The organism is Streptomyces sp. NPDC006510 (genome assembly GCF_040611955.1).
Classification (GTDB): domain Bacteria; phylum Actinomycetota; class Actinomycetes; order Streptomycetales; family Streptomycetaceae; genus Streptomyces.
Map to the genome: position 1 here is coordinate 24,502 of NZ_JBEXPH010000025.1, position 24,183 is coordinate 48,684.

21 protein-coding genes and 1 pseudogene are annotated in these 24,183 nt (G+C 70.1%); 6 read left to right on the top strand and 16 right to left on the bottom strand.

Going from position 1 to position 24,183, the window contains the following annotated elements; all coding sequences use genetic code 11:
• Positions 1-9 precede the first annotated feature (9 nt).
• Positions 10-137 (bottom strand): annotated as a pseudogene (locus ABZY11_RS11190) (IS630 family transposase); the annotation flags it as partial.
• Positions 138-208: 71 nt separating this feature from the next.
• The gene (locus tag ABZY11_RS11195) at positions 209-1,039 is read right to left on the bottom strand and encodes an alpha/beta hydrolase (RefSeq protein WP_356478904.1); all 831 of its coding nucleotides are present in this window, start codon (positions 1,037-1,039) and stop codon (positions 209-211) included.
• A gap of 78 nt (positions 1,040-1,117) precedes the next feature.
• On the opposite strand from ABZY11_RS11195, the gene ABZY11_RS11200 reads away from it, so the two are divergent.
• The gene (locus ABZY11_RS11200) at positions 1,118-1,717 is read left to right on the top strand and encodes a sigma-70 family RNA polymerase sigma factor (protein ID WP_356478875.1); all 600 of its coding nucleotides are present in this window, start codon (positions 1,118-1,120) and stop codon (positions 1,715-1,717) included.
• Positions 1,718-1,928: 211 nt separating this feature from the next.
• On the opposite strand, the gene ABZY11_RS11205 is transcribed toward ABZY11_RS11200, so the two are convergent.
• The 3 genes from ABZY11_RS11205 to ABZY11_RS11215 form a co-directional block, all read right to left on the bottom strand.
• Positions 1,929-3,035 carry a hypothetical protein gene (locus ABZY11_RS11205; protein WP_356478876.1) on the bottom strand — a complete coding sequence of 369 codons (1,107 nt, stop codon included), beginning with the start codon at positions 3,033-3,035 and terminating at the stop codon, positions 1,929-1,931.
• Positions 3,036-3,354: 319 nt separating this feature from the next.
• The gene (locus ABZY11_RS11210; RefSeq protein WP_356478877.1) at positions 3,355-4,419 is read right to left on the bottom strand and encodes a serine/threonine dehydratase; all 1,065 of its coding nucleotides are present in this window, start codon (positions 4,417-4,419) and stop codon (positions 3,355-3,357) included.
• A gap of 164 nt (positions 4,420-4,583) precedes the next feature.
• Positions 4,584-4,937: a DoxX family protein gene (locus ABZY11_RS11215; protein WP_356478878.1), complete on the bottom strand. Its 354-nt coding sequence runs from the start codon at positions 4,935-4,937 to the stop codon at positions 4,584-4,586.
• Between the two features lie 174 nt (positions 4,938-5,111).
• Here ABZY11_RS11215 and ABZY11_RS11220 point away from each other — a divergent pair, with 174 nt between their 5' ends.
• Together ABZY11_RS11220 and ABZY11_RS11225 are read left to right on the top strand one after the other, a co-directional pair.
• Positions 5,112-6,005: a LysR family transcriptional regulator gene (locus ABZY11_RS11220; RefSeq protein ID WP_356478879.1), complete on the top strand. Its 894-nt coding sequence runs from the start codon at positions 5,112-5,114 to the stop codon at positions 6,003-6,005.
• A 449-nt stretch (positions 6,006-6,454) separates the two neighbouring features.
• Positions 6,455-7,954 (top strand): carotenoid oxygenase family protein, encoded by a 1,500-nt coding sequence (locus ABZY11_RS11225; RefSeq protein ID WP_356478880.1) that lies wholly within the window; start codon positions 6,455-6,457, stop codon positions 7,952-7,954.
• A gap of 175 nt (positions 7,955-8,129) precedes the next feature.
• On the opposite strand, the gene ABZY11_RS11230 is transcribed toward ABZY11_RS11225, so the two are convergent.
• From ABZY11_RS11230 to ABZY11_RS11245, 4 genes are all read right to left on the bottom strand, one after another.
• Positions 8,130-8,990: an alpha/beta hydrolase gene (locus ABZY11_RS11230; RefSeq protein ID WP_356478905.1), complete on the bottom strand. Its 861-nt coding sequence runs from the start codon at positions 8,988-8,990 to the stop codon at positions 8,130-8,132.
• A gap of 355 nt (positions 8,991-9,345) precedes the next feature.
• Positions 9,346-10,143 carry a hypothetical protein gene (locus ABZY11_RS11235; RefSeq protein WP_356478881.1) on the bottom strand — a complete coding sequence of 266 codons (798 nt, stop codon included), beginning with the start codon at positions 10,141-10,143 and terminating at the stop codon, positions 9,346-9,348.
• Positions 10,144-10,624: 481 nt separating this feature from the next.
• Positions 10,625-11,296, bottom strand: a complete 672-nt coding sequence (locus ABZY11_RS11240) for a response regulator transcription factor (RefSeq protein ID WP_356478882.1) — start codon at positions 11,294-11,296, stop codon at positions 10,625-10,627.
• On the bottom strand, positions 11,293-12,456 hold the full coding sequence (locus ABZY11_RS11245) for a HAMP domain-containing sensor histidine kinase (RefSeq protein ID WP_356478883.1): 1,164 nt from the start codon (positions 12,454-12,456) through the stop codon (positions 11,293-11,295). Before ABZY11_RS11245 ends, ABZY11_RS11240 begins: the two co-directional genes overlap by 4 nt.
• A 112-nt stretch (positions 12,457-12,568) precedes the next feature.
• On the opposite strand from ABZY11_RS11245, the gene ABZY11_RS11250 reads away from it, so the two are divergent.
• A complete protein-coding gene (locus ABZY11_RS11250) occupies positions 12,569-14,101 on the top strand; it encodes a hypothetical protein (protein WP_356478884.1) in 1,533 nt (510 codons plus the stop codon).
• A gap of 258 nt (positions 14,102-14,359) precedes the next feature.
• On the opposite strand, the gene ABZY11_RS11255 is transcribed toward ABZY11_RS11250, so the two are convergent.
• Positions 14,360-15,406 (bottom strand): helix-turn-helix domain-containing protein, encoded by a 1,047-nt coding sequence (locus tag ABZY11_RS11255; RefSeq protein ID WP_356478885.1) that lies wholly within the window; start codon positions 15,404-15,406, stop codon positions 14,360-14,362.
• 108 nt (positions 15,407-15,514) lie between these two features.
• Between ABZY11_RS11255 and ABZY11_RS11260 the strand changes: the two genes are divergently transcribed.
• Both ABZY11_RS11260 and ABZY11_RS11265 read left to right on the top strand, forming a co-directional pair.
• Entirely contained in the window at positions 15,515-16,330 is an 816-nt protein-coding gene (locus tag ABZY11_RS11260) for a dienelactone hydrolase family protein (RefSeq protein WP_356478906.1), read from the top strand.
• A gap of 191 nt (positions 16,331-16,521) precedes the next feature.
• Entirely contained in the window at positions 16,522-17,763 is a 1,242-nt protein-coding gene (locus tag ABZY11_RS11265; RefSeq protein WP_356478886.1) for a DUF4303 domain-containing protein, read from the top strand.
• Between the two features lie 102 nt (positions 17,764-17,865).
• On the opposite strand, the gene ABZY11_RS11270 is transcribed toward ABZY11_RS11265, so the two are convergent.
• The 6 genes from ABZY11_RS11270 to ABZY11_RS11295 all read right to left on the bottom strand — a co-directional run bounded on the left by ABZY11_RS11270 (position 17,866) and on the right by ABZY11_RS11295 (position 24,180).
• Positions 17,866-19,107 carry an MFS transporter gene (locus ABZY11_RS11270; RefSeq protein ID WP_356478907.1) on the bottom strand — a complete coding sequence of 414 codons (1,242 nt, stop codon included), beginning with the start codon at positions 19,105-19,107 and terminating at the stop codon, positions 17,866-17,868.
• Between the two features lie 11 nt (positions 19,108-19,118).
• Positions 19,119-19,727: a helix-turn-helix domain-containing protein gene (locus tag ABZY11_RS11275; RefSeq protein ID WP_356478887.1), complete on the bottom strand. Its 609-nt coding sequence runs from the start codon at positions 19,725-19,727 to the stop codon at positions 19,119-19,121.
• A gap of 69 nt (positions 19,728-19,796) precedes the next feature.
• Positions 19,797-20,129, bottom strand: a complete 333-nt coding sequence (locus tag ABZY11_RS11280) for a hypothetical protein (RefSeq protein ID WP_356478888.1) — start codon at positions 20,127-20,129, stop codon at positions 19,797-19,799.
• A 43-nt stretch (positions 20,130-20,172) separates the two neighbouring features.
• Complete coding sequence (locus ABZY11_RS11285) at positions 20,173-21,309, bottom strand: hypothetical protein (protein ID WP_356478889.1); 1,137 nt, start codon at positions 21,307-21,309, stop codon at positions 20,173-20,175.
• A 143-nt stretch (positions 21,310-21,452) separates the two neighbouring features.
• Positions 21,453-21,920, bottom strand: coding sequence for a hypothetical protein (locus ABZY11_RS11290; protein ID WP_356478890.1), 468 nt, complete (start codon positions 21,918-21,920; stop codon positions 21,453-21,455).
• A gap of 88 nt (positions 21,921-22,008) precedes the next feature.
• Positions 22,009-24,180, bottom strand: coding sequence for a polymorphic toxin-type HINT domain-containing protein (locus ABZY11_RS11295; protein WP_356478891.1), 2,172 nt, complete (start codon positions 24,178-24,180; stop codon positions 22,009-22,011).
• Positions 24,181-24,183 lie beyond the last annotated feature (3 nt).

Genomic DNA, 24,183 nt, shown 5'->3' on the forward strand with positions numbered 1-24,183 from the left:
AGTCGTCGGTCAGGGCACGTTGGCTCGGGCGACGGCCCGACGTAGGCGGGTGTCGTCGGCGGGCGGTTTCTCCAGATGGTGTAGCGACGGATCATGCTGCCTTGCTCTATGTGGCTGCGGTGGTCGGTGCCGTCCAGGGCGCGATCCACCACGGCGGCCGCAGCCAGATCCGGCAGGCGTACCGCGACGGGCGAGGGCGTGAGCCAGGTCATCCGCAGAGAAAGGCCGTCGTGGCTGCCACGAACCAGTCCGCGTCGTCGAGCCACGGATAGTGGCCCGCTCCCGGTTGCACCACCAGCGTGGCGTCAGGGAACACTTCAGCGAACTCGGCCGCGGACACGGGCGGGCTGTTCAAGTCGAACTCCCCGGTGAGCAGCAGAACAGGGGCCTCGCAGGCGGCGAGCGCCGCCCGAGTGCTCTCCACGTCGAAGGCGCCCTCGGCCGCGAAGAGAGCGACAGCTTCCTGATTGCTCGGCCGACCGGCTGCGTGGTGTTTCTGCGCCGTGGCATCCCAACGGCCCCAGAAGAAGGGGGCGACGGCTTCCCAGTCACTTCCCGTCCCCTCGGTGATCGCCTGCAGGGCGGCGAACGCTGCCGCGAACCATGGCTCGTTCTTCCGCAGCTGTGCAAGCTCGCGCCGTGTCTCTCCCGTGATCGCTACGCCGACAGCTCGGGCACTGGGGCCGATGAGGGCGAGCTTGCTGACCTTCTCCGGGTGCAGGGCGGCGTATTGCGTCGCAATGTTCGTGCCGGCGGAGTGGCCGAGCAGGTCCATCCGGGGAAGGCCGAGGTGCGCGCGTAGCGCCTCGACGTCGTCGACCAGGCGATCGCAGCGGTAGGAGGAGATGTCTTCGGGAATCGCGGACCGGCCGGTGCCGCGAAGGTCCAGGACGATCAGCTGGCGGCACGTGGACAGGCCGCCGAGGCTGCCGAGGTAGATGGAGTCCGTAGGGCCTCCCGGGATGCAGACAACCGGGTCGCCGTCGCCGGTCACGCGGTATGAGAGCTGGGTTCCGTCAGGCGCGGAGAAGGTAGGCATGATGCGGATCCTGCCAGCCATAACCGGGTTGTACAACCGGGTTATGACCGGACGAGGTCTCTGGTGTATAACCGGGTTGTGGCAGGCGACGAGAGCACACACCAGACCCCCGAGACGCTGACCGAGGAACAGGCCGGGCGGATGCTCGCCGGCATGAACGAGGTCATCCGTGCAGGCGAGGAGATGCGAAAGCTGCGCGCCGAAATGATCAAGGTGTTTGCGGGCTTCGGCTGGACGCAGGAACGCATCGCGCAGCTCACCGACATGAGCCAGCCCGCCGTCTCCAAACAGATGGCGAAGCACAAGACCGGCGGCCCACAGCCTCCGATGGAACTCTCCCTCGACCAGCACGACGCCCCCTGGCTCGAAGGACGACTGTGGGGCCTCGCCGAGGAAGTCTCCGAGACCTGCCATGAAGCCGCCTGCTGCACCCGCTACCTCAACGAACTCACTCGGGGGAAGAAGCACTTCACGCCGGAGAACATCGACAGGCTGCGACGTCTCGTCGAAGAGGACCTGAGGGTGCACCGGGCAGAGCTACCCGCCAGTTATCAGGCCGCGTACGACGAGATCAGCCGCGGTCTCGACCTTCCCTCGAAGGTGACCGCCACATCAGCGTCTGTACGCCGCTCCATCGCTCACCGGATTCAGCGGGATCTGCTCAGGGGTGACTTGTAAGCCATTCTCGTCAACGGCCCTTTGCCCGAGTGAAATCCCTTGGGGCTCGGGAGGGCACCGGGAACCCTGGTCGTCCAGGAGCCTGGGCGGCTTCACCCAACCTTCTCAACGGCCGTTCCCCGAAGGCGTGTTCCCCAACCCGCCCCTGGACCGCGTCCTCGGCCCGGCCACGCAGACGCCGGCCCGCCGCACCACATGGCCGCGTCGCGGGCTAGAAGAGGCCGGCGCGCATGTGCCCCGTAAGGTTCTTGAGGATCTCGCGCAGCCACGGGCTGCGGACGGCCGGCAGCCGAACCAGTGTGTGCTGGAACGCTGTCGGGTCGGCCCGGAACAGGCGGCAGGAGCGCGGCGTCGGCGGGTCGTCGCGGAGGACACCGTCGGGCATGCCACCCGACGCAGGAACGGGCAGGTACGGCTCGGGGAAGGCCAGCCACAACCACACGCCGAACGGCAGCGGCACCGGGTACGCCGAGGCGGCCGGGCCGGCCAGGGGCCAGGGCTCCCCCGTCTGCGGGTGGACCGGCACCAGGAGGATGCCGGCGTCCGCGTCGGGGGCGGGTCGTCCCGGTCCGGCCAGGACAGCGCGCCGCGCCGGCGGCCCCGCGGGCAGCAGAGCATCGAGGGCGCGTTGGAACACCTCCCCGGTCAGCCCGTCCGGGACGGTCACCGGCCGGCCCTCCGAGGCCGCCAGCAGGTGGGCGAGCGCCCGGCCGGCCGCAGCCTCCCACTGCGGACTCCACGACCACCAGTGGCTCGTTCCCGGCCGCGCTCCCCACCTGGCGATCGGCTCGAACGGGGGCGTGCCCTTGCCCTCCGCCATCAGTTCCGCCCAGGACAGCGGCGCGGAATCGACGCCGTCGACGGGGAGGCGGCGCACGGCGTCCGGGGCGAGCCACACCGCCTGCCAGAGCGAGCAGTCGTCGATCCGGCTCGCCACGGGCAGGCCGCACGCCTCGCAGGCCATGTTGGGGCCGTCGGCCCCGTCGAGACCACAGCAGTACCCGCCGCCCTTCTCCGGGATCAGCAGGGTGCCTCGGACGTCGCCGGGTGCGATGACGCTCGCGCCCGGCGCACCGTCGGACAGGGCGTAGACCGGCGCGTAGACACCGCGGGCTGCCGCCTCGTCCGGATGGATCGCCTCCCACATCCGCCAGGGCGGTCCCCAGGGTTCCGGGTCCACGGCGAACGTGCCCGGTTCCATGAGTACCGGGAGCTGAATCCCGTTCCCGTACTTCTGATGGGCGTGGGCCGGCAGGGCGACCTGGGACAGCGGGGCGGTCAGCTCGGCGCCACACCCCGCACACACGAAAACGAACAAACGTCCTCCGTCTGGGAAACAGAGGCATCCTCGCAGCTCGGCAGCGGCCGGCCAACCCATTTCGAGCGACCGCGTCCCGGCTTGGAGGATGTCCGTCCATTGGCGGTCGTCCTGATCTCGGCCTCGGACCAACGCCCTTCCCATTCCTTGGCCAGTGCCTGCACCCGGAGGGGCGTCTCGCCAGGACGGTCAGCCCGCAGCCGGGGTGACCGTCCTGCGTGCCTGCTCGAACCACCGCTTGCCCTCTGCCCGGCCGATCGGATCCCGCCGACGGGCAGAGGCCGGCTGGCTGGCTGGCTGGCTGGCTGCCGAGCGGTGCTCAGGCCGGGACTCCCCGGGTGAGGTCAGCCGGATCGGTGTTGGCCCCGCAGACCACCACCGCGACCGTCTCGCCCGGTGCGGGCCGGTAGCCGTATGCATGGTCCAGCGCGGGTGCGGACAGCGCCGACAGAGCAGTGGCGCCGCTGTGCTCGGCGGCGATACGCCATTCGTCCCACAGCCACTGGCGGGCGGCGGTGATGGCCCGGTCCGGAACGAGCACGCTGTGCAGGGCAGTGGCACGGGCCGCGTGCAGGGCCAGTTCGGTGGCCCGTCGCGCGCCGAGTGCGTCGGCGGCGATGCTGTCGACGGGTACGTCGACGAGGCGGTCGGCCGCGATGGCGGCTTGGACAGCACGGCTGTGCTCGGGCTCCACGGCCACGGTGCGGATGCCGTGGTGGTGTGCGGCGGTGGCGGTGCCGGCGAGCAGCCCGCCGCCGCCCGCGGCGACGATGACGGTGTCCAGACCGGGGATCCGGTCGCGGATCTCCTCCAGCAGAGTTCCTGCTCCGGCGGCGACATAGGTGTTGTCGTAGGCGTGACCGAGCAGCGCACCGCTACGTTCGGCGTAGTGGGCGCAGGCCGCGGCGGCATCGGCGTACTCGCCTTCGACGAAGCGGACTTCGGCGCCGAAGGCACCGAGCCGGTCGGCCTTGGCCGCCGGAGCACTCGCGGGCAGGAACACAGTGGCATGGGTACCGACGGCGCGCGCGGCCCAGGCGCAGGCCACTCCGGCGTTGCCGCCCGAGGCGATGGCGACACCGGCGCCGGGCAGGGTGCCCTGCTCCTGGTGGGCCGACAGGAGGTTGGCCATCCCTCGGGCCTTGAAGCTGCCGGTGTGCTGCAGGTGCTCCAGGACCAGCCATGTGCGGGGCCCGCCCGCGCCGTGGTGCGGGCCCTGGGTCGATGTCCCCGCCGTCGGCTCTGCGCCGGGCCCGCCGAGGATCGCGGTCGCGGCCAGGAGCGTGGGGGCGGCGGGGGCCACGAGCGCGGGCCGTACGCGGCCCTCGATCCGCGCCGCGGCGGCGGCGATGTCGGCGTAGGTCAGCGGAAGACGGCCAGTCACAGAAAACTCCACATCGGAAATCACAGGTCACTACAAGAGCACCTGTAGAACAGCGCAGGCAAGACGACGGAAAACGCCCCCTGGGGCGGCGACCGCCTTTCAGCACGGCCCACACTGCCCCAGGGAAGTCACCGCACAGCATGCGGTGTTCTGCCCGTGCCGCTCTAGCGGGCGGTCAGCGACAGCACGAAGGACGCCACGGCGAGCACCAGGTAGAAGCCCGGGAAGGAAATATTGTAGAACACGCGTGCCTTGACGTGGACTGCGACGGCCCCAACGTAGAACAGCACCAGCCCGGCGCTCGCGGCGACGTCCAGGTGCCACAGGCCCAGCAGCCCGACCAGCAGCCCGAGCGCGCCCGCCATCTTGAGCGTGGCCAGCCACGGTATCCAGGACGCCTTGAGGCCGACCTCGGCGGAGTTGGCGAGAACCGACTTGGCGCCCGCATAGTCGGCGGCAGCGATTCCGGCGTTCGCCACGATGGTGAGTGCGGCCACGATGACGTAAAAGGTGAACATGTCGAGACAGCCATTCCGTGATCGGGAAATACGAGACCGAGGCGGCCCTCTCGCAGCGAGGAGAAGTCGCTCCGCAGGGCGGCGGAGCCCCGGCGGGCCACCGCCTTCAGCGTTCGTCCAGACTCCCCCGAAGGCGTCCCACGCGTCCAATACCTTTACCTATAACCTATGGGAATGGACATTGACACGCGGTTGCTGAGGTCTTTCGTCGCCGTGGCGGAAGAGGGCACGCTCACCCGGGCCGCCGAGCGGCTGTTCATCTCCCAGCCCGCGCTGACCAAACAGATCAAGCAGTTGGAGGCGGCGCTGTCCGCCGCGCTGTTCATCCGCTCCCGGCACGGCATGGCCCTGACCACCGCCGGGCGGTCACTGGCCGAGCAGGCCCCTGCGGTGCTCGACGCCTGGGACCATGCGCTACGGCAGACCAAGGGCGCCGCCGACCGTGAACGCCAGGTCCTGCGTGTGGGCTTCGTGGCCAGTGCCGCCAACGAGGCGACCCCGGCCATCATCGCCGCCTTCGCTCAGCGGTGGCCGGGCTGGCGCGCAGACATGCGCCAGGCGTCCTGGTCGAACCCCTCCGCGGGTCTCGCTACGGCGGATGTGGACGTGGCTCTGCTGCGTCTGCCGTTCCCGGGCCAGGAACGGCTGCGCACCCGTGTGCTGCTCGGCGAGCCGCGGTGGGTCGCGCTGCCCGCCGCACACCCGCTGGCGGCCCGCGAGCGGATCGCTTTCTCCGAGCTGTGGGACGAGCCCTTCGTGGCGGCGCCCGCCACCACCGGGCAGTGGCGCGAGCTGTGGCTGGCGACCGACGAACGTGAGGGTCACCCGGTACGCATCGGCGCCGTCACCGACCAGCCCGACGACTGGCTCAACGCCATCGCCAACGGCTACGGCATCGCCCTCGCCCCCGAGTCCTCCGCCCGCTTCTACGCCCGCCCCGGCGTCGTCTACCGCCCCGTCGACGGTGTCAGCCCCAGCCAGGTCGGCGTCGCCTGGGCACCCGCCGACGACACCAACCCCGTCGTCCAGGACTTCGTACGCTGCTGCATCGACCAGGCAGGCAACTGAGCCGTACGGCGACACACTGACTCGCCCGGACCCGCCCCATCCAGCCGGGCGGCCCGCGCTTGGCATTTCCGGGCCTACCCGGAAGTTTCTATTACTGAAGGGCGGCAGAGCGTCCTTGCCTTCGCGCCGCCAAGAAGCAAGTGTTCGCACCGCACCGGGCACGGGCCCTGCCGGGCGTAGCTCGGCCAGGCCTCGGCCTGTGAGCCTTTCGGCCGGGCAGGTGTTGGCGTTCGCGGCGGCTGGCAGCGATGCGCAGGGTCCCTCCCCGAAGGTCAATGGGCAGCGTTGGCGAAGTGAGGCCCGTGGCCGTGCGGCCCCTGTGGGGAGTGGTGTCAGCACCACTCCCCACAGGGGCCGCAGGCCAACTGACCCGCCGCCGATCGCGCAGCAGACTCATCCCCAGCACCGGCGACGACCTGCCGGGCACCGACCACGGACGGGGAAGAACAATGGCCAGTCACACACGTCGAAGGGTCCTCCAGGGAGCGGCACTTGCGGCGGCCGGGAGCGTCGTCGGGAGTTACGGTCTCGGCCACTGTGCCACCGCCGCTCAGGCCGCCACCGTGGCCGGAGGCAGGGAGTCGTCCCCGTTCCTGGAGGGCGCCTTCGCTCCGGTCACCGAGGAACTCACCGCGTTCGGCCTCGCGGTGACCGGCCGGGTACCGCGCGACCTGGACGGCCGCTACCTGCGTACCGGCCCCAACGCTCTGGGCGTCGAGGATCCGCGGGCCCACCACTGGATGCTCGGCGACGGCATGGTGCACGGGGTGCGGCTGCGCGGCGGGCGTGCCGAGTGGTACCGCAACCGGTGGGTACGTTCCTCGCAGGTGGCGCGGAAACTGGGCGAGCCGTACCCGGGCGAGGCGCCGCCGGACGACTTCGCCTGCAACACACACGTCATCCCGTACAAGGGGCGCATCCTGGCGCTCCAGGAGAGCGGACCGCTGCCGTACGAACTGGACGGCGAACTGAACACGGTGCGGCCCTACGACTTCCGCTCCACGCTGGAGGGTGCGTTCACCGCGCACACCAAGTACGACGCGGCGGCGGACGAACTGCACGCAGTGGCGTACTACCCCACCTGGGACCACGTGCGGCACCTCGTGATCGACCGGACCGGGCGGGTGGCACGGACCACCAGGATCCCGGTGGCGGACGCGCCGATGATGCACGACTTCGCTCTCACCGGGAAGTACGTGGTGATCGTCGACGTGCCGGTCACCTTCGACATGGCAGCCGCGGAGGCGGGCGCACCCGTGCCGTACTTCTGGAACCCGAAGCACCCGATGCGGGTCGGGGTGATACCGCGGACCGGCGGCGCCGCCCGCTGGTTCGAGATCGATCCGGTGTTCTACTCGCACACGCTCAACGCCTACGACCAGGGCGACACCATCGTCATGGAACTCACCACCATGCCCGCGCCGTTCTACGTCGCGGGCCGGGGCAACGGCGGGCCCTCTACGACCGGCACCCCCACGCTCGACCGCTGGACCATCGACCTGCGTGCGGGCCGCGTACACAGCACCCGGCTCGACGACCTGCCACAGGAGTTCCCCCGCGTCAACGAGGCCCTGGTGTCGCGGCGCCACCGCTTCGCGTACACGGCGAGCGCGGCGGAAATGTGGCGCGCCTACGAGACGGTCGACGGAGTGCCACCGGACGACAAGTTCACCAACTGCCTGGTGAAGCACGACATGTTGCGCGGCAGCCGGCAGGTGCACCGCTTTCCGGACGGAGCGGCGGCCGGGGAACCGGTGTTCGTGCCGCGCCGCGGGGCACGGGACGAGGACGACGGCTACCTCCTGTCCTATGTGCACGACCCCGATCGCGGCGCGAGCGACCTGGTGATCCTCTCCGCGCAGGACTTCACCGGCCGCCCACTGGCCCGCATCCACCTGCCGCGGCGGGTACCGCTCGGCTTCCACGGGAGCTGGGTGCCGGACGCGTGAGCGAGGCACCCCTTGGTGCCCACGTCGAAGCGGGTGCCCAACGGTTGTTCCCCGCGCCGGGTGGTCGCCCGGGGCCGGGCCGGTGGGGTTCGGGTGCTCTGGTGGCGGCGCCGGAATTCGAGGACCATCACCACACCGTCGGCGCCGCCCGCCGCTTGGACAGATACTCGAAGCCTTATGTGCCCAACGTTCCTTGTACGAATCGCCTGAGGTGCGCACGCACGGCGTCCGGCCGCTCCAACCAGGGCTCGTGCCCCGCGCCCTCGATCCGCGCCAGCGGAAGAGCGAGCCGGAGCGCGAGTGATTCAAGGGCCGCCAGAGGGCGGGGATCTTCGCAGCCACCGAGGAGTTCCACTCGCGCGGGCAGGCACGCGCGCAGCTCGGCAAGGTGATCGTCGAGCGGATCCGCGCGTCCTTCCTTGCCGAGTTCGCCGTTCATGGCCCAGTTGACCGGGCGACGCTGCCGGGCACCCTGCGCGGCCCAGTGCCACCCGCGTTCGGGATCGGCGTGGTCGGTGAACCAGGCCAGCGTGAGCAGCTCGACTTCCTGCTCCTCCGTGCGGTGCGACAACTCCTCCAATTCACGGAGCCGCTCCTGCTGCACCGCGGACATCCGGCGGCCGCGCTCCGCTCGGTCCCCGGCGCGCCAGTCACCGACGAACGGCCCGCACATCAGCAGCATTGCGGCAACCCGGTCGGAGTGCCTCAGGCAGAACCGGCTCGCCAGGGTGGTGCCGTAGGAGTGCCCGATCAACACGGCCTCGGGCACGTCCCATGCGTCGAGCAGTTCGGCGAGATCATCGACATGCCGTGCGAGGGAATGGCGGCCCCGCCACGGCGACTGGCCCGTGCCCCGCTGGTCGTAGCGGTACACGGGCGCGAGGTCCGCGACCATGGGGGCGACATCGCCCAGGTAGTCCGGCAGACCCGGACCGCCATGGAGCATGACCACGGCCGGCCGCCGGGTCGTGTCCCCCAGCGCCATCCAGCGCAACTGCGCTTCGTCGGTCATCGCCGCGAGTCCCTGCGTCTCCATCAAGGTCACCGCGGAGAACCTACCGGCCTCACTGAGGCTCGGCCAAGCGTTCGGCGAAGCTCCCGGGATCGGCCAGCCATCAACCAGCCATCGGCCTCATGGAGGCGTCGATCTCGACCGTCCGACGGCACTCCGATGAAGCTCACTGTTTCTGTCACGTCCGCCCGCCCGGTGCGCAGCCGTGGCACTCCTTCTCCACTCGATGATCGTGCCGCTTCGGCCCGGGCGTCGCTGAGTGTTCCGGTCGTGTTCGCCCCTGTCGGGAGACAGTCCCTCCCCGGTTCGACAGCGGGCGGTCGCACCGGGCGAAGCGGTCCGTCAGCCCGTGGCCTCCTGCTGCTCCTGCGACGCCCAGTCAGCCCGCGATGCGGCTCAAGTCGCCTTTCACCTCGGCGAGTCGGCGGTCGCACGGCGCGGCCGTCGCCGCGAGCTCCTCGTCGTCGAGGCCGGCGATCAGGACGGTGAGCAGCTTCGTGGGAGCCTGGGCCAGGACACGCAGATCCGCGGTGCGCCGTTCGGACCTCGGCATCGGCTTGTGGAGCCCGTCAAGCAGCTCCTGCAGGCTGCCCGGGTACTCCGGCAACCGCTCGGCGGCGGTCATCCAGGCCGGCCGGTCCTCCCCCAGGGCCGCCCGCAGTTCGGCGCCGACCGCATCCCACAACGCGCACAGTTGCCGCATGTGGTTGTGGTCATAACCGTCCGCTGCGCGTACGAGGAGGTCCAGCCGGGTGGTCGAGCGCACCACGTCGCGGGCGTTGTGCTCGGTCAGGAGAATGCGCAGCAGCGGTCGCCGGAGCTGGGACGTACGCGGCAGGAGAGCACACCGGACCGCTTCGGGCAGCTCGTACTTGCGGACTGCCGACCGAGCGGTGGGAGACCACTTGTCCTGACGGGCCGCCAGGTGGTTGGCGACCTTCGGGTGCCATGGCATGAGCAGCGCGGCAGTGAGGTCGTCCGGGCAGTCCCGGCGGGCGATCAGCGCACGCGACTGGGCCCTTCGGAACGGCTCCTTCCGGTGAGCGTCCGCCACCGCGGCCCAGTCCACCGGGCCCGCCGCGAGCAGCGCGTCGCACGTCGTCACGGCGTTGGCGCCACGCAGTGCCGAAATCAGCTCCTCACCGACTCGACGGGGCGACTCGTCGGCCGGGAGCACCGCGCCTTCGTCGTGGGTGCGCGAAACGTAGGGCGCGGCTGCCGCGGCAAGTCCGGTGCCGCTGAGCTCGGCGGAGGCGCGCCCCTTCGTCGGACGGCATCAGCAATGCCGCACATTGCAGCAGCCGCAGATGGTGTGCCGCGTAGTACGCCTCGTGCGTGCGACCGCCCCCGTCGCGCGCCGCTGATCCCGCCCTGTTTCCCGCCCCGTTGGCCATCGTCGGATCGTAGCCGCAGGTCCATCGGACCAGTGAGCACAGCTGTGGCTGCCGATCGGGTGGCGGGTGCGGGAGGCGGCGCGGTGAAGGTTGCGAACCGCGATGGAATCGGGCGGGGAAGACGAAGCCCCCGGTTACGGATGCGGCCCGGGGCGTGGACGTCGGGCATCGGACATCGGACATCGGGCATCAGGCATCGGACATCAGGCATCAGGCATCGGGCATCGGGCTGTTCATGGTCCGGCTTCGGCGCGGCCCGTCGCGTCAGGCGGTCGGAGCGTCGGCGATGCGATAGCCCACCCCGGGGGTCGTCGTGATGACCGGCGGGGCACCCAACTTGCGGCGCAGTCGGCCGATGGTGACGGTCACCGTGTTGGTGAACGGGTCGGCGTTCTCGTCCCACACCTGCTCCAGGAGGTCCTCGGCGCTCAGGAAGCCGGGGCAGGCGCGCAGCAGCGCCTCAAGGACGGCGAGCTCCTTGACGGAGAGCTCCAGCGGACGGCCGTCGCGCAGGGCGGTCCGGCGCACCGGGTCGAGTTCGAGGCCGGCGGCGTGCAGCGTGCGGGCCCGGGCGGCCGGCCGGCGGCGGGCCAGGGACCGGATACGCAGGATCATTTCCGGGAAGTGGAAGGGCTTGGCGAGGTAGTCGTCGGCGCCGAGGGTGAGACCGCTGACCCGGTCGCCGGGTGCCCCGGCCGCAGTCAGCATCAGCACCATCGCGCGATCGTCCCGCTCCGTGATCATCTGGCAGAGCGTGTCGCCGTGGATGCCGGGCAGGTCGCGGTCGAGGACCACCACGTCGTACGCGTTCAGGTCGAGCTTGGCGGCGGCGGCCAGACCGTCGTGCGCGACGTCGACGGCCATCCCCTGGTCCCGCAGTCCTTCGGCTACGACCTCGGCGAGCGAGCGCGCGTCCTCCACGACCAGAACCCTCACCGTGTCCCCCCTCCGGCACCGGCCGCCGTCGGCAGCGCCGCCCCGACGCGCAGGCCGCCCTCCTGCCGGGCCAGGAGTGCGAGGCGACCGCCGTGCGCTGCGACGATCGCCGCGACGATCGAAAGCCCCAGGCCGGAACTCCGCTCCGAGCCGGTCCGGTCGGCGACGAGCCGCTCGAACGGCTCTGTCAACCGGTCCACCCGGGCCTGGTCGAGGACGCGTCCGCCGGTCTCGACGACGATGCGGGCCTCGGTGTCGTCGTGTTCGGTGGAGATCCGGATCCAGCCGTTCTCCTGGTTGTGCACGATCGCGTTGTCGACCATGTTCTCCACCATCCGGGACAGCAGCGCGGGACTGCCCTGCGTCCAGGCGTTCGGCCGCACCTCGTCGTCGACGGTCAGCGTCTTCGCGGTGATGTCGGCGGCCCGGGCGGTCAGTGCCTCTCGCGCCAGCTCGTCCAGCGACACGGGGGTCCGGTCGGCGAGGGTGCCGTGCTGGGCCCGTGCAAGGACGAGGAAGCCGTCCAGCAGGTGGTCCACCCGGTCGAGCTGGGTCCGCAGCCGGCCGGCGAGCGCGACGGTCTGCGCCGCGGGCTCCGGTTTGGCGACGGCAACGTCCAGCGACGCCCGCATCGTCGCCAGCGGCGTACGCAGTTCGTGGGAGGCGTTGCCGACGAAGCGGCGCTGCGCGACGAATGAGGCTTCGAGGCGTTCCAGGAGACCGTCGACCGTATCGGCGAGCTCCTTCACCTCGTCGACGGGTCCGGCCACGGCGAGCCGCTGATGCAGGTTCTCCGCGGAGATCCGTCGTGTTGCCGCAGTGATCAGGCGCAGTGGGCGCAGAACCCGGCCGGCGAGGACGCGCCCGAGCAGGAGCGAGACGCCCGCCATCACCACCAGTGCGATCAGCGAGCCGACCAGCAGCTGGTGGTTCTGCTGTGCGTGCACGTCGGAGAGTTGCCTCTCCAGATCGCGGATGTGCTGCTCGGCGGCGGCGAGGTCGGACCCTCCAGTCGGGGGCTGTTCAGGAGCGACGCTGGTCACCCGGCCACCGGACATCAGGTAGGTCAGGGCGAGCAGCACGATTCCGGACCCGAGGAACCCCGCGGCGTACAGGATCGTGAATCGCCGCCCGACGGTCCCGCTCCATAGCTTTCCCATGTTCCTCTTCCTCCTCGGGGCCGGCCGGACTCAGATTGCCCCACCGCACCTAACAGCGACATGACAGAGGCGGTTCGGACCACGTCAGGGCGCGATCCGTAGAACCGGGGTCATGCTCACGACCAACGAACTACTCCGGCAGGAATGGACCAAATTCCGGCGTCCGGGCCGGCTGATCGCGATGGCGGTTGCGGCTCTGGTCGTCGTCGCCCTCGGTCTGCTCCCCGCGTTCGGCAACCACACGTCCTGCGACGGTCCGTGCCCGGCCGAACCGACCGGCCCGGACGGCTCCCTCGTCAACGACCAGTTCTACTTCCTGCATCGCGATCTGGGCGAGAACGGCAGCATCACGGTCCGGATGACGTCCATGACGGGCACGATCACCTATCCGCCGCCGGACCATGACCGGATCGTTCCGGGCCTGGTGCCGTGGGCGAAGGCCGGGATCATCATCAAGGACGGAATCCGCCAGGGATCCTCGTACGCGGCGCTGATGCTCACCGGCAGCCACGGCGTACGGATGCAGTACGACTACCGCCATGACATCGCGGGCAGCGCCGGTGGGGTCTCGACCGAGTCGCCGCGCTGGCTGCGGCTGACGCGGTCGGGCGGCACCATCACCGGCTACGAGTCCGCCGACGGCGAGCGGTGGGCGAAGGTCGGCACGGCGCGGCCGTCCGGGCTGCCCAGGACTGTGCAGGTCGGCCTGTTCGCCGCCTCTCCCGGGGACCTGACACTGCGGTCCGTCGGCCTCGGCGGTGCCACGGAAGAGGTGCGCTTCACGCAGGCCGGCGGTGCGTTCGACAACGTCGTCGTCAAGAACGCTCCCTCCTCCGAGGGCTGGAGCAGAGACGCCGTCGGGGAAATGAACCAGACCGACTGGGAGAAGTACCACAAGGCATCCGGGGCGGTGGAGGAAAGCGGCAAGATCACTGTCACAGGCACCGGCGACATCGGGCCGGGAGGAACCGAGGGCGGCGGACGCCCGGTGGAACGTACCCTCGGCGGCCTGGTCCTCGGGCTGCTCATCGTGCTCGTGGTCGCCGTACGGTTCGTCACCTCCGAGTACCACCGCGAGCCCGCGCGCGGCGCGCCGGTCACCCGCCGGTTGCTCGTGGCGAAGGCGGTGGTCGTCGGAGCCGTCACGTTCGTGACCGGTCTCCTCGCCGTGGGCATCGTGGTCCCGGTCGGCACGGCGGTCCTGATGAAGAACGGGACCACCGTGATCGGGGTGTCGGCGCCAACCGGAGTGCGGGTCGTCATCGGTACGGCCGCTGTGCTCGCCGTCGCCGCCCTGCTCGCGCTCGCGCTCGGCGCCCTGCTCCGGCGCGCCTGGCTCGCGATTCTCGTCGCCGTCCTGGCGATCGCGGTCCCGTACGTTGTGACCTCCGTTCCTCTGCTGGCCGACGGCCTGTCGCAGTGGCTGCTCCGGGTCACTCCGGCTGCCGGCTTCGCCGCCCAGCAGACCCTGATCGAATATCCGCAGGTCGTCGCCCACTACGCGCCTGCCGTCGGATACTTCCCCCTTCCGTGGTGGGCCGGGATCGTTGTGTTGTGCGCGTACTCGGTGATTCTTCTGGGGTTTGCTCTGAGCCGCCTGCCACAAAGCGATGGGCGGGCGGAGCAACTGGCTCACCGGAGGTGACCGTTGACGGCGCAGGAGCCGGGGCGGGTTGTTGAGTGCGCGGGAGCCCGGGCGGGTTCCTGACGATGCAGGAGCCGGGCGGGGGTGTTGACGGCGCGGGAGCCCGGGCGGGTTCCTGCGCCGTCGACACGGGCTGCCGGAATGCGGCGACGTTGCTCTCGATCCAGCGACGGGGCGACGACACGGGGACGCTCTCCCGTACGCCCCCCTGTGCCCGAGCGAGGCCGCTCGAAGCCGAGGAGGCGAAGGCCCCGCCTTCTAGGCAGTCGTCTCCCATCCCGCATCCGGGCGGGTCTCAAGGCTCCGTTCGCCGGGTTGCCCCTGGTGGTCACAGCGACGACCGAACGTCGCGCGGTACTCCCTCGGCCGTCGGCCCGTGTGTCTGGCAAAGATGCCGCTGAACGCCCCGGGGTCGCGGTACCCGACGTCGGCGGCGATGCTCGCGACGGTCCTGTCGGTCGTCTCCAGCAGATGTCTGGCTCGCCGCACCCGGGCCGTCTGGAGATACGCGAGCGGCGACTCGCCGGCTTCGTCGCCGAAGCGACGGAGCATGGTTCTCGTGCTCACGTGGAACTCCTGGGCGAGGGTGGGCAGGTCATAGCGCGCCCTGAGATTCTGGTCGAGCCACCGCTTGACGCTGCGCGAGAAGTCCCTGCCCGCAGTGGGTATGAGCCCCGAGTCGACATAGGGGGCCTGCGTGGAGCGTGCGTCATCGACCAGCGCGATACGCGCGGTGCTGCGGGCGATGTGGGGGCTGTCGTGCTCACGGATGAACTGCAGCGCGAAGTCGTACATGGCACTGAAGGCCGCCGTGGTCGTCACCCCCCGGTCGGTCACGACCAGGCACTCCGGGCGGAGGCGCACATCGGTGTACCGGCGGGCGAACCGATCCGCGAACAACCAGGACGTGGTCGCTTCGCGCCCGGACAGCAGCCCGGCTTCAGCGACCAGGAAGGCGCCCACGCAGATCGACACGACTGCGGTCCCCGAGGCCGCCTGCGATCGAATCGACGCCACTTCCGGCCCCAGGTCCGCGAGTGTCGCGTCGAGATCGAGCGTCGGCGAAAGCTCGAAGCCCGGCACGATCAGGACGTCCACGGGACGGACCGCCGAGACGTCGATGACCGAGCCGCCGGACGCGATCACACGCCGCCGGGGCGAGACGACCAACGCTTCGTAGGCCGGCTGGTCCGCCCCCAGCGCCGCGGCGACGTGAGTGGCCATCGCCAGCAGGTCGGGGACTCCGAATACCTCCGACGCGAAGCAGCCGGGATAGGCCAGCACACCAACTCGAAGCGGATCCATGCTGCCCCTCCGGCACGTTTGAACGGATGGCGATATTAGCGGGATACCTGGCGATACCGCCGCTCCTCAGGAGGGCGGCCACTCGTCATCATCTCGGTCATGACAATCATGCAAGGCCGGCGCGACCCCCTGGACGACTTCTCGCGGAGAACCGTCAGCGTCGATGACGTCGACAAGACCGTGTACGTTGCCGGGTCAGGACCGGCGGTCATCCTCATGCCCGAGATGCCGGGTATAAGCCCCGATGTCGCGCGGTTCGCGCGTTGGGTGCGCGATGCCGGCTTCTCCGTATACCTGCCTTCTCTCTTCGGCGTCGACGGTGCCTATCCGCTCGCCGAGGCACAAGAGACCATCGTTCGACGGGCGTGTGTGAGCGCCGAGTTCCGGGCGTTCGCCGGTGGAGGCACCAGCCCCGTCGTCACATGGCTGCGCGGCCTCGCCCGCCTGGCACACGCCGAGCGCGGCGGGCCCGGCGTCGGCGCCGTCGGTCTGTGTTTTACCGGCAACTTCGCCTTGACCATGGCGCTCGAACCCGCTGTCATCGCACCGGTGGTCAACCATCCGTCGCTTCCGCTCGACGACCCCGGCGGTCTGGAGATCAGCGACGAAGACGCTGCTGCCGTGGCCGAACGCGTAGCGCGAGACGGATTGAAGGTTCTCGCCTACCGCTTCGACCATGACAGGTGGTGCACCGGCCAGCGGTTCGCGGCCTACCGGGCGCTGCTCGGGGACGCGTTTGACGGTCGCGTACTCAAAGCCGAGAAGGCGAACACGAATCCCCCGCCCTTCTTCCGCGACGTCGTCGGTTGCGCCCACAGCGTCGTCACGGCACACCTCGTCGACGAGACCGGCCACCCCACCGTGCAGGCCCGGGACGAGATCATCGCCTTCCTGGCCGAGCGGCTCGGGACGAGGCCGGAATGAGCCCTTTGCGTACACGTGCCTCGATCTCGCGCCGCCGGACCGTGCCCCAGGCGGCATGCCCCCTTCACCGGCCTGCTGCCAACACTCTTGCCGACACTGCCGCGATCGAAGGGGCACCTGCCTCGCCGTGGCCCGTCGTTGGGTGGCGCACACGCCGGTCGATGCCTTCACTCCCTTGGTAGAGTCCACGGATGCATTTCGACTGGGCTGGCCTCGAAGCGGCGATTCGGGGCCAGGTCGTCGGCTTCGTCCACCGGATGCGTGTCGAGCATCCCGACGAGCGCGTCTACGGCGCGGCCGTCCATGAGTTCTACGCCGAGTCCGGTGGGACCATCGCCTGGACGCTCGTCGGCGTGGCCAGCGAGGAGTGGCTCGCAGTCGCCGCCACCGACCCGCTCGATACTCAGGCGTTGCGGTGGAGCCCGGCGGACTGGCCGTGGCAACTCGACCCGGGAGCGGCCGAGGAGGAGTGGGCCGGCCGACTGGAGGCAGCCGCGACGGCCGGGGACGGCCGGCATTGGGATACGGTCCACCAGCGCTACCTGCACACCGCTGCCCGGGCCTGCACGGCAGCGCGGGAGCAGCTGGTGGCCGACGGGATCGTGGACGAGGACTTCGTCGTCGTCGCGATGGACGAGGCGTGGGAGCTCGTCCCGTTGAGTCTGACTCGGACTCAGGTAGCCCAGCACTTCCCCGAACTTGACGCCGAGCTGCGCGAGGCGGACCGGCTGGCCGCGCTGCCTCCGGAACAGCAGGTGAGCGAGCTCGTCGCGATCGTCGAGTCGCACAGCTCGCCGTTGCCGTCGGAGCAGGCCTTGGAGTCGCTCCGTGTGCTCGGTGCGCTCACCGTCCCCGCCGCGCTGGCGCGTCTGAACCGTTCGCATGAAGGATGGCGCTGGGCGAAGCTCCTGGCCGACATCGGCATCGCATCGACCGAGGTGTCCGACGCGCTGGAACGAACCATGACGAACAAACGCCTGGGCGAACCGGACCGGGCCTGGGCCGCGGCTGCACTCTCGCGTCTCGGCCGGGTGGATTTGGTGGTGAAGCGGCTCGACAGCATTCCGCAGGAGGTGGCGGCCCGGGGCCTGGCCGCACCGTACACGTCGTTCCGCGACCACGGCGCCCACGGTCCCCTCGACTACGCGCCACTGGAGGACGCTCTGACGGCGTATCCGGACCATCATGCCGCCGTCCTCGGGCAGCTCGCCCCGGGCAGAGGCTTCTGCGCGATCGACCCGGACGAGGCCGAGACGGCGCTCGCCGCACTGTCCTCGGCTCTACCCGTCGTACGGCGCCACGCACTCGTCGTGCTGTCCCAGGCACCGCTGGACGCGGAACAGCGCGGGCGCTATACCGCCTTGCTGAGGCACCTCCGCCGTGACGACCCGGATCCGCTGGTACGCGACGCCGCAGCCGCCCTCGGCGGGTGACCGTACGCAGGTTCCTGAGCACTGGTCTGCCTCTCGATTCGACATGCGCGTCTGTGTGTTCCTGCCGGACGAGGCACTCTCCGCGCCGCGACCGCAGGATGGTTACCGTGCGGTCGGCGCGGCGGACCCGGACGGTTGGAGTTCGGCGCGTCGCAGGACGGGGACAGCCAGGCCGAGCGCTGCCGCAAGCAGGCAGATCGCGCCGCATCCGGCGAAGAACACGTCCGCTCCCCACAGCGCCACCGTGATGCCGACGACCGGGAAGAGTGCGGGTGCGAGGCCGAGCGTGCACAGGGTCGTGACCGAGGTGACCCGGCCGAGGTATCGGGGGTCGGTCTCCGTCTGGATCAGGGCACCGGTCACAGTGGTCGTGAACCCGCTGGTCAGACCGATCAAGGCGCCGAACATCACGGCGGTGGGCAGTGAGGGAGCATGCCCCAGGGCGACCGCTCCCGCAGCGGTGACGAGCAACGCACCGGACATCACCGGCCCGGCACGCGGTATCCGGGACGACACGGTGAGCAGCAACGCCGCGGCCGCGGCACCGACGCTGAACGCGCTCGCCACCCATCCCATGCCCGAGGCGCCCCAGCCGCGTTCGTCTGCCAGGAGTACCAGGCCGGTGGCGACCGGTCCGCTGAAACACATCTCGCTCAGCCCGATCACCGTGACCAGTGGTGCGAGCATCCGGTGGCGTCGGACGTACCGCAAGCCGTCACCCAACTCGCGCCAGGCGGAGGCGCGTCGGGACACCTCGGCCGGAACGGCGATCCGCACGGTGAGCAGAATGCCGAGCGAGACGGCGAAGAGAACACCGGCGAGTGTGAACGCACCGGCCGCGCCGCCGACCGCCAGCACGGATCCCGCCAGGAGGGGGCCGACGGCGTTGCTCAGCCGGATCGACAGTCCGCGCATCCCCTGAACCCGGGCGAGTTGCTCAGGCGCCGTGATGCGCGGCGGGAGCGCACCCACCGCCGGCATGAACACCGCGTCGACCACGCCGAAGATCAACGCGACCGCGACCAGCAGCCACACGCTCGGGAATGCCTGCATGACCGCCGCGGCCACGGCGAGGATCACCGCGCAGCGGATCGCATCGCTGACGACGGCAACCCGGCGTGGCCCGAACCGGTCCGCCATCACGCCCCCGCCGAGCATGAGCACCGCCCGGGGAAGCGCCCCGGCCGCGACCACCAGGCCCACTTGCGACGGCCCGCCGGCACGAGTGGCAGCCCAGGACAGGGCGAGAAAGTACACGACGTCACCCGTGACCGATGCCGTGTACGCGGTGAGCCAGCGCAGGACATTGACGTCCCGGTAGGCAGGCCGCGCGGACGCGGCCATGCCGTGTGCGCTCACGCCTCACCGGCCGGCGGCAGGACCGTACCAGGCACCGGAAACGCCTGCACTTGCAGCACTACCGGAGAGGATCCTTCAGGCGCTTCGCTCTCTCCATGACGGTAGCGGGAGATCACCTCGAACATCTCGGCCCTCAGCCGGTCCACGTCGCCAGGAGTCAGATACAGAAGGAAGTCGCTGTAGACAGTGGCGTCAAGCCATTCCTCAGGCAGCAGGACCACCTCCTGCGCGGCCCTGCGCAGTCGGTCAGCAGCGGCCACGGCGACCGCCTGCGTATACGCGCGCCCGGCCTCGCGCTGCTCCGCGGCCGCGGGATCGTGGATCGACTGCCGGTGGACGGATTTCCACCATCGTTCCCGTCCGGTGCCCCGGTCCGGCTCGTCCACGATGAGTCCGCCCGCTGCGAGGCGACGCAGGTGGTAGCTCGCCGCGCCGGGGTTGATGCCGAGTTCGTCGGCGACGAGGGTGGCGGTGGAGGGCCCGCGCTCGCGCAGCAGTGTGAGCACGTTCAGGCGCAACGGATGAGCGAGTACGCGCAGAGCAGCGGTGTCGAGCTCGATGTCCCGTTCCGAGGACTCGGAGGATGCGGTGGATGAGGCGGCCATGCGCCGAAGATAGACCTACAACAGTTGTTTCGAAAGAGTTGTTGTGAAGATTCGCGCGAAAGGCGGGAATCAGGATGAGGCCGGCCAGGCCTGGCCATCGGCCGCCGGCTCCGGGCCGAAACGGGCGTAGCCGCCGATCTCCGGCCCATGGATGGCCAGTTGATCGAAACCGGTATCTTCGGCGAAGGCGGCGACGGCCATCAGGTAGGCGGCCTCGACCGGTCCCTGGTCGCTGATCGCGGACTCGGCGCCGATGTAGTGGCCGTGTTGACCGCGGTCGGCGGGGTCGTACTTCGTGATGCGGTAGACATGCGGCAGCATGTCGCTGCCCGCTGGAGGTCGAAGGCGCCGCTGCATCGGCACAACTGCGTCGGTGTCACTGGCAGTGACACGTTCGCTCATGTCCGGAGCGTACGGGAACGCGCTCGGCCCACAGACCACGGTGTCAAGGAGTCAGGCGCTCGGCGGCCAGGGCGATCATGCGGTGCATGACTGGCACCGGAATCGTTGGGTTCCGGGCGGCGTCCTCGACGCTGTCCTCGTCGAGGAGCAAGGAGATCAGGACTTCCGGTGGCAGGGCCGGGTTCTGCCAGGCTGCACGCTGAACACGGTAGTCGGCGTCGCCGGCCAGCCTGGCGGCGGATTCGGGTGACAGCCGTAGGTCGCCGGCGGCTCTGCTTCGCACTTGGGCGTCGGGGTCGCGGCCGAACTGTTCCACGAGGGCGGCGGACGATGCGGAGTCGTCGAGCGCCAGAAGGCGGATTCGGGGCTCCGGGTCCCCGGCGAAGCGCAGGAGGTCGTGGCGGGGGAAGTTCGGGTGATTGCGGGGACGCCCCGGAAACGAGAAGCTGCCTGACCACCAACTCCACACGTCCAGGAGCAGGTCCGCCGGGGCATCCTCACAGGACTCGGTGAGGAAAAGGCGCACGACGCGGTCCTCGTCGTGGGCGAGGAGGTCCACGACGTCCGGCGGAAGGTGCGGGGCGCGGGCCACACTACGACGGATCCGTAGGTTCGGCGACGCGGCGAGCCGGCGCATCGCGTCGGCGTCGGCGTGGAGGGCGGCGATCCACCACACCGCGTACGTGCGGTCATCGGCGGTGATGTCAGGAACGGTGGCTGCCATCGCTGCGATCTCGGCCGGGCCCGAAGGCGGCCGGGACTCGGGGTCCGGCGCCGGGTCAATACCAGTTCGTACGCCGGGTTCCCGGTACGCCGCTTTCTCCGCCGCCTGCTCCTCTGCCAAGTCCGCCAGGGCCTTGCGGAACGGCGAATCCGCTGTGGCGGCAAGAAGCCGGCTCCACTGCGCGGGCGAGAGTCGCCCTGATTCCGCTGCGGAGCCACGGACTTCCCTCGCAGGGTGGACGACCGCCGCGTCCAGTACACCGGCCGGAAGGTCATCGCGGTACAGGAAACGGACGAAGGGCTTCTTCCGCGCGTCGAAGAGGCTGATCAGCACCTCCGCCGGAGCGCCCCGGTTGGAGCCCAGGCCGCGCAGCCATGCATTGGCGATGCTCTCGCGGGGAGGCAAGCCCTCGGGCAGCGCGGCCCAGGCGCCCAGGTCGGCATCGAACTCAGTCATCCGCTGATTGAACAGGCACGGGGTCGGAAGGATCAAGGTGCCATCGCGACCGAGGCCTGCACGGATCCCGGGGTGCCGGGATCCGTGCAGGCCTCAGGTGTGCCCTCGCCCTGGAGCGGCTGGTCACGATCGCCGGGTTCGGCTCAGGTCCTCCGTGGATGGCGCACCATCCGTGACAGCTGCTCTGCCACTTCCGCATGGCCGTGCTGCCGCGCCCACCCCTCCAGGTCTCCGAGAAGGTTCGTGTACTGCGCGCGCATGCTGTCCAGCGAAACGTGGCAGCGCGCCTCGGCGACGCCTTCTCCGGTTCCGGAGATCTGGCCCGCGCGGTCACAGACGGCGATGGCTTCGACCTCTCCCCGGCCATCGGCGGGACCGGGAACCAGCTTCACGTAGTACGGACCGTCGAAAAAATAGACCTCTCCGACTTCACCTTTCTCGGCGCTGTCGATCGCCTCGCACAGCGAACCGAGAACTGAGACCGGTGAGTCGGTCCAGTGGGCTGCCGGGAAATCCTTGTCCCCGAGTGTGAACCAGACTTCACCGGAAACCAGAAGCGGCTCTCGCGGAGACACCACCGGATTTGCGATGGTGATCTTCAACCCGTTCACGTCAACCCACCCACGTCGATCAGTCCGCGACGATCCGTTCCACACCCAACCGTTCCACGTCGAACCCGTCCGGATCCGTCCGTCCCCCTCAGTCACGCCAGGGGACGAGCGGGTAGATGGACCTCATGGTGCCTCCGCCCCGTGGGATCTGGAACTGCACCAATTTACCCTCCACCACGGCCGAGCCCTGGATCATCCGGGTCTGGGGGTCGTACCCGACGACCTTCGGGTTGTTCCCCAGCGCCTGTCGAGCGATGTTTTCGAGCCGCTCATTGGTCATGCCCGACGGCCACAGGTCCTTCCTGGAGGTCACGCCCGCCCCGCCGGGGAAGTGATTGCTGCGCACGTGATCGACGTCCAGGCCCTCGTACTGCCTGGGAACCTTCACTCCCTTCAGGCTCTTGGCGTCGCGCTTCATCGCGCAGTTGTGCACCAGGACCGGAGTGTCACCCGCCAGCACGTAGTAGGTGTGGACGCCGTCGACACTGAGGTTGTACGTGCGCACAGTGGCGCTGTACGCACGCGCCTCCTGAACGGTCGCGCTCCCTCCCCCCGTCGTCTGGATGCGGTGACCGGGTTCGAGGTCCGCCGCCCGGGTCCAGGCCGCGGTGGTCGCGTCGTAGAACAGGTGGTGGGCGGTCGAGCGGACCGTTCCCGCGCCGCGCGGGCCGGAGACGGTGAGCTCGACGAAGTCACGGTCGGTGTCGGTGACCACGACCCCGGCCACGGTGTGCTCCTGCAGGGCGGCGCTGCCCGGCATGTCGTTGCGGACCCTGTCCCCGGTCCTGATGTTCTCGATGGGTTCCGGGCCGGCGTCGGTGAGGACGGGGGTTCCCGCCTCGAAGCTGTCCTTGCCGCAGTCCGGATTCGGGCCCGCGTTCTGCTTCGCGGTCTCGACCGCCCGGCCCCGTTCCGCCTGCTGGTCCCGGACCTTCTTCTCGATCTCGGCCCGGCCGATGGCCATCGCCATGATCTGGACCTGGGCCCGGAAGTCGAGCGTGTACGGAATGCGGACGGACCGGCCGGTCGCACGGGCCCGGGCGTTCGCCTCCCGCTGCTTCTCCGCCTTGATCCTCCGGACGACCGGCGCGGTTCCCGAGGCGACACACCTCATCGTCCCGCTGCCGTTGAGCGGCAGGGATGTGCGTTGCGAGCACCCTCCCCCGGATCCCCCGTTGACGGTCACCTGGGCCGTCATCGTGGCGTCGACCGTCCCGGACAGTTTGGCGCCGGGGACTGCCGTCGTCGAGGTGACGACGTTCTCGGTGACGGTGCAGGACTCCGAGCAGCTCAGGTTGCCGGTCTGGTTGAAGTCGAAGCGGACGCCCAGGTCGACGGCACCGCCCAGGGATTTGGTGCCGTCGATGAGGTCGTCGTACGCCCTGCCCACGTGCTCGGGGGACATCGGAGCGAAGTCCACCCTGCCGAGGCGGGGTTGACCGGCCGGAGCCGCCTGCCGGTCAGTTCCGGAGTACGCGGCCGCGGAGGGTCGCACGGCAGCGGTGACCAGGCCGGTACGGTTCGATGCCGCGGCGGTGGTGTGTCCGCTCTTGGTGCTGCGGGGTGCCAGCCGCAGGATGCGGTACGGGGCGGCGGCCGTGACGTACAGCACCCCTTCCGGAGTCGCCACCGACAATGCCTCGTCGCGACCGATCCGGACCGTCTCGGCATCGGTGTGCGGGAATTCGCCGACCTGGTCCAATCCGGCCCAGAGCCGGGAGGCGAGCGCCGCGGGAGAGCCCGGAACGTTCGCCATCGCGCGGGTCAGACGGGCGTCACCGGTGATCCATTTACCCTTCAGCGTCGAGGCCGAGACCCCGTCGGGAAGGTCGGTCAGCATGTCCTGCGGGGGCTTGGCATAGGTTTTCCCGGCGACCTTCAGGACACCGATCCGGCGCCCGTCGACGGTGATCTCACCCTGCGCTTCGTCGCCGTCGGTGGCGGTCACGTCCCATGATGTGCCGTCGGGAGCGGAGCCCGTGTAATGGGTCACGGGCTCGTTGGCCAGGTTGTGCACAGCGAGGTAGAAGGGAGCCTGGTTCTCCTCGGCTTCCTCAGGACGCACCGCTTGCCACAGCAGCGTCCCGGCGACGAGGGCGAGTACCAGCCCGAGTGCTCCGACGACCAGCACCCAGGGCCGTTGCCAGGCGGACTTCCGCGGTGGCCGGGGCGGTCGGCTCGGAACGGGTGGTGTCCACGCGGGATATCCCCCCGGCCCAGCGTTGTTGTGGTAGTGCCCGCCGCCTGACCCACTGTCCATGCC